The sequence below is a fragment of the Candidatus Coatesbacteria bacterium genome, from assembly GCA_014728225.1.
In the GTDB taxonomy this organism is placed as follows: domain Bacteria; phylum RBG-13-66-14; class RBG-13-66-14; order RBG-13-66-14; family RBG-13-66-14; genus WJLX01.
The window spans coordinates 1-4,025 of the sequence record WJLX01000015.1 but is presented as its reverse complement, the minus strand read 5'-3'; the positions used below and the strand labels follow the sequence as shown (position 1 = coordinate 4,025).

Annotated in this window: 5 protein-coding genes; 4 read left to right on the top strand and 1 reads right to left on the bottom strand. The window is 66.5% G+C overall.

Annotation, left to right across the window (positions count from 1 at the left end; genetic code table 11):
- Positions 1 to 417: 417 nt before the first annotated feature.
- Positions 418 to 1,782, bottom strand: coding sequence for a hypothetical protein (locus GF399_01450; GenBank protein MBD3398980.1), 1,365 nt, complete (start codon positions 1,780 to 1,782; stop codon positions 418 to 420).
- Here GF399_01450 and GF399_01445 point away from each other — a divergent pair.
- From GF399_01445 to GF399_01430, 4 genes are all read left to right on the top strand, one after another.
- The gene (locus tag GF399_01445) at positions 1,448 to 2,371 is read left to right on the top strand and encodes a hypothetical protein (GenBank protein ID MBD3398979.1); all 924 of its coding nucleotides are present in this window, start codon (positions 1,448 to 1,450) and stop codon (positions 2,369 to 2,371) included. The genes GF399_01450 and GF399_01445 overlap by 335 nt on opposite strands.
- 44 nt (positions 2,372 to 2,415) lie before the next feature.
- On the top strand, positions 2,416 to 3,276 hold the full coding sequence (locus GF399_01440) for a hypothetical protein (protein MBD3398978.1): 861 nt from the start codon (positions 2,416 to 2,418) through the stop codon (positions 3,274 to 3,276).
- Between the two features lies 1 nt (position 3,277).
- On the top strand, positions 3,278 to 3,499 hold the full coding sequence (locus GF399_01435) for a hypothetical protein (GenBank protein MBD3398977.1): 222 nt from the start codon (positions 3,278 to 3,280) through the stop codon (positions 3,497 to 3,499).
- A 76-nt stretch (positions 3,500 to 3,575) separates the two neighbouring features.
- The coding region (locus tag GF399_01430; protein MBD3398976.1) for a hypothetical protein at positions 3,576 to 4,025 on the top strand (450 nt) is incomplete at its 3' end.

The window sequence follows — 4,025 nt, the reverse complement described above, 5'->3', positions numbered from 1 at the left end:
CCCGCGGCCGCCCGGACAATCAGCAGCGTGACGATCAGTCTGGACATTTTGGACATGGGGACTCTCCTCGAAGGACCGCCAACCGGCGGACCGCTCCGGCGTTACTGAAGTGAAGCACCCCGGCACGAAGCTGCAGGCAACAGCGAGGCCGAGAACGTCACCCCCGGTAACCGGTTATCACTATCAGGGTTGAACAGTGTTGCCCCGTCTTGGAGCAAGAGTTCAGGGTCGGCGGCTGATAAGGTGCCGCGCAATCACCCGGCGAACTATCAGCCCGTTTCATTTGCCTCCGGGGCAACCACCGCCGGCTTCCGGGGCCTTGATTGGCGACCAACCGTCCACCCGCGCAGTCGATGTCGCAACGCCGTCCGGGTTCCCCGTGTCTGGGACGGTTGCGCATGTATTGAGCGCGAAGGCTCAGTCGGAGCGACGCTCGCCCAGCAGCCTCTCGGGGCACCAGTTGGGCACCCAGACGTCGGGGTCGGCCTCGTGGATGTCGGCGTCGATGAAGCGGTCGTCGAGGCGCACGGTCATCTGCCGCCGGACCTCGGCGAAGATCCAGTCGGCCTGCTCGACGGCCAGGGTGTCCACGTCGTGGATGCAGGGGGAGTAGACGACGACCTCGACATCGTCGTGGCGGGCGGCCTGGGAGAGATGGGCCAGGAAGACCTGATACTGCAGGACCTCCTTGAAGAAGAACAAGCGGCTCATCAGCCCCTTGATCGGCTTGTGCTGGCCGTGGTAGCCGTGGAAGGCGGCCAGGATCAACAGCTTCTCGCCGGGGTGCCGGGCGTGGTGGTCGGCGATCACGCTGGGCAGGGGGGTCTTCTCCAGCATAGTGGGGTCAACGTAGCGCTCGCCCGCGAAGCGGCCGGGGCGGAAGACGCCCTGCATGGCCACCGAGCAGCGCACGGCGTCGACGAGGTCGCCGCAGCGCACGACCTTGAGCCGGGCGGTGCCGTCGTCATGGGCCAGCAGGATGCGCAAAGGCACCGGGCAGTCCTCGACGCGCCCGACGCGCAGCAGCCGGCCGACGCGGCCCAGCAGCTTGCGGCCGTTGAGCAGGCCGTCGGCCACGTCGAGGTCCCACTTGCGGGTGAACAGGCCCTTGAGGATGTGGCCCCAGGCCACGTCGACCAGGTCGCGGCGGCGCAGACCGCGCAGCATGGTCAGGACGGAGTCGACGGGGGTGCCCGAGCACCACAGCGCTCCGGCCATGGCGCCGGAGGAGCTGCCCCAGACCTCGTCGATGTGGACGGCGAGCTCCAGCTCCTCGAGGAAGCGCAGGATGGACAGGCTGGAGGCCAGGGCCAGCATGGCCCCGGAACCCAGGGAGACGACGAAACGGGTGTCGGGATCGCTGACGCGCTGACGTAGCTTGGCGTATTTGGCGGGGTCCAGCCGGTTGTCGGTACTGGGATAGGCCATAGTTTGAACTAGTTTGGCTATGCTTCGCCGGGCTGCGGGACGGCGGTTTTTCTGCCGGGTCGGGTGGAAAAAGTGCGCAAAAGCGTGCATAATCTTACAATACCTTGAGCCCGGATTGCAGGGCTTATCCAGCGCGCGACGTCCGCAAAAACCATTCGTCGATTCCCCGTCACCGGAGGAGCCACCGATGCGCAAGCTCGTTGTTACCGTTCTGTTGATCGCCCTGACGGCTTGGGCGATCCCCAAGATCGCCGTGGCCGACTTCGAATCGATCGGTTGCGAGGAGTCCGTCGGCCGCGCCGTGGCCGAGATCATCCGCACCGAGATCGCCGCCGACGGCGTCTTCCGGGTCATCGAGCGCAGCCGCCTCGAGGACGTGCTCGCCGAGCAGTCCCTGGGCACCAGCGGGATGGTCCACGAGAGCGACCTGGTCGAGATCGGCGCCCTGCTCGGCGCCGACATGGTCGGCGTGGGCTCCGTCTCCCGCATCGGCGAGGTCTACACCCTCTCCGGCCGCATCGTCCTGGTGGCCACCGGCGAGGTCGTCGCCGCCGCCAGCCGCAGCGTGGACGACGAGGAGGAGCTGGTCGAGGCGGCCCGGGAGCTGGCCAAACTCGACGCCGAGGAGTTCGAGCGCGAGATGGCCGTCCACCAGTCCCCCGAGGCCTACGACGTCTACATGAAGGGCGTGGCTGCCATCGAGGCCGGCGATTACGCCGGCGCCGCCGAGCTCTTTACCCGGGCCATCGAACTGGACCCCGCGTACCCCCAACCCTACCTGGCCCTGCTGAAGGTCCTGGTCCAGGGCGAGCGTTGGCCGATGTTCGTCGACGTGGCCGAGCAATACCTGGAGCACCATCCCGACGGGCCCCACGCCGACGACATCCGCCGGGAGCTGGCCAAGATCGAGTCCCGGATGAACGACGCGCCGCCGCAGCGATGAGGGCTAGGGCGCTGGAGGCCCTCTGCGGACGAGTATCGCCCTGATTGTACTTCGGCGTCCCGAGGCTGCTCTCTCCGGCGGGCGCCGCGGAGCCGTCGTGCGCCTACGTCGCCCGCAACGGAGTACTGACCCTCGACGGCGACCGGGAACTGGACGACCACAGCGGGCGGGTCGAAACCGACGAAGGACTGATCGTCGACGAGATGGTGTTCTTACAGGGCCTCCACGGGAGCGCCCGCATCGCCGAACCGCAACACCTGCGCGGCTACGCCGACGGCCGCACCGCCGCCGTGGCCTTCGATAACCCCCACTGGTCGGGTACACGCTACCCCGAGCGGCTCTTCTTGCCGGCCACGAACGCCTTCGAACACATGGTCCACTCCAATTGGATCTACGACAACTGCTTCAGCAAGGGCGGCGCCCACACCTTCATCTGCTACGGCTACCCCGGCTACGGAGCGGGCTACTCCATCGAACAGCCCTATCTCGTCCTCGACAATTCGACCGGTGAGGTAGTCCACATGGGGTGCGTCCACCCCTACGCCTTCCTTGATTCCGAGGAGCTGATCGGCCGGGGGCGTTGCGGGGTCTTTATCGGCGACGATCACTTGCTGCTCCGCGACCACCGCCGGCCGAACGCTTTACCGGCCGATTACCCCGTAATCGCCAAAAATGTCGCCCTACCCTTCGTCTCTCTACAAGAGGTTTCCAGTGGTGAAAAGCTGATCCTGCTGGAGCCCGATGCGGAGTGGCCGGCCGAACACGGTGTCGATGAGGGCACGATCAGGCTGCAACGCTCGGCGGCTTGCGACGAATCCAGACCGCTCATCGAACGGGCCCTGGAAACCGAGTTCTTCCGCCGCTGCGCGGAGCAATATCTTCCCTGTATCTACAGCGAGGCCTGAGATGAGCCCGCTAAAGCCGCCCAAGGTGCCGAGCCTGCTACTCCTCGCCCCGCTCATTGTCGGCGCCGCCCTGCGGAGTCTGTCGGCGGTGGATCCCGACCAACCGCCAGGTACGGCTGCGGCCTTCGCTGAGCCGAAGCCGCTGAGCGAGCGGGTGTTGGAAACGGAGCCGTTCCGCCGCGGTAAAGAGGAGCTCTTGCGCAGCTTTAATCGGCCCGGATAACGGTTTTGAAATACGTGATGTTGAAAACGGTCTCCTGACGAGACCAGTCACCGAGAAAGAACCCTGGAGGTGCGTGATGCGCACTGCGACACTGTTGTTGAGTCTACTCCTACTCACCGGCGTTGTGACGGCCGAGGAGCCCCCCGAGGCCGAACTGACCGAAGTCCCCACCGGTCTGGCCGAGGGCGCACCCCTGCCACCGCGGGCCGAGCTCACCGAAGAGGCCCTGATCGTCTACACCGAGTTCTACGGCGACATGGAGCTCGAGGACGGCGCTCTCGTCGTCACCGGCACGGCCCAAGCCGACACCGAGGCCGCCAACGTGGCCCAGGCCCGGGCGATGGCCGAGAAGACGGCCCAGTACGCCGCCCGCAACGTGCTGGTCGAGTTCTTCACCGACCTGGGTTTCTCCGCCGCCGACGCCCAGACCAACGCCGGCAAAGCCAAGCCCGCCGGGACCGACTACTTCGACGACGGCACCGTCGAGTACCGGATGACGCTCAACCTGGGCGGCGAGGGCGGCCTG

Bases quoted from the DNA above. Each gene is read 5' to 3' on its own strand.
- GF399_01445 (MBD3398979.1), top strand. From the start codon at position 1,448: ATGCTTCGCCGGGCTGCGGGACGGCGGTTTTTCTGCCGGGTCGGGTGG.
- GF399_01450 (MBD3398980.1), bottom strand. From the start codon at position 1,782: ATGACCCGGAAGACGCCGTCGGCGGCGATCTCGGTGCGGATGATCTCG.
- GF399_01435 (MBD3398977.1), top strand. From the start codon at position 3,278: ATGAGCCCGCTAAAGCCGCCCAAGGTGCCGAGCCTGCTACTCCTCGCC.